This window comes from Bradyrhizobium sp. NBAIM08 (genome assembly GCF_020193935.1).
Classification (GTDB): domain Bacteria; phylum Pseudomonadota; class Alphaproteobacteria; order Rhizobiales; family Xanthobacteraceae; genus Bradyrhizobium; species Bradyrhizobium yuanmingense.
This window is the reverse complement of record NZ_JADYVR010000810.1, coordinates 1-413: the sequence shown is the minus strand read 5'-3', so window position 1 is coordinate 413 and position 413 is coordinate 1. Positions and strand designations below refer to the sequence as shown.

1 protein-coding gene is annotated in these 413 nt (G+C 62.7%); it reads left to right on the top strand.

Going from position 1 to position 413, the window contains the following annotated elements; all coding sequences use genetic code 11:
- Window positions 1-413 (top strand): hypothetical protein (locus I6F37_RS42175; protein ID WP_225154699.1); only part of this gene is annotated, 413 nt, incomplete at both ends.

The following is a 413-nucleotide window of genomic DNA, read 5'->3' as shown; positions in this document are numbered from 1 at the left end:
GTCCAGGAGATCGGCACCGCGGCCGCGCTCAGGTACTTCACCGTCGAGTTGCCATCCATTGCTGGCAAGACCGTGGGAGCCAACAGCAAGCTGCACGTCATCGTCGACTTTGCGACACCCGGTGGTTATGGCGGACAGCTTGTCGGCCAGTCTGGGTCCTTTTCGCTGACCTGCATGCAGTTGGAGAAGGGGGCGACACCTACCGACTACGACATGCGTGATGACGCAACCGAGCTGATGCTGTGCCAGCGGTACTACGAGAAGAGCTTCCCGCTGGAACAGGCACCGCAGCTTGGCATGCCGTCACCGCAGGGCGTCGCCGCCGCGTTCCAGGCAGGCCTGGCGCGCAGTGAGCAGATCTCCTTCAAGGTCGCCAAACGCACTGTGCCCGCACTCACGCTCTACTCCAACAG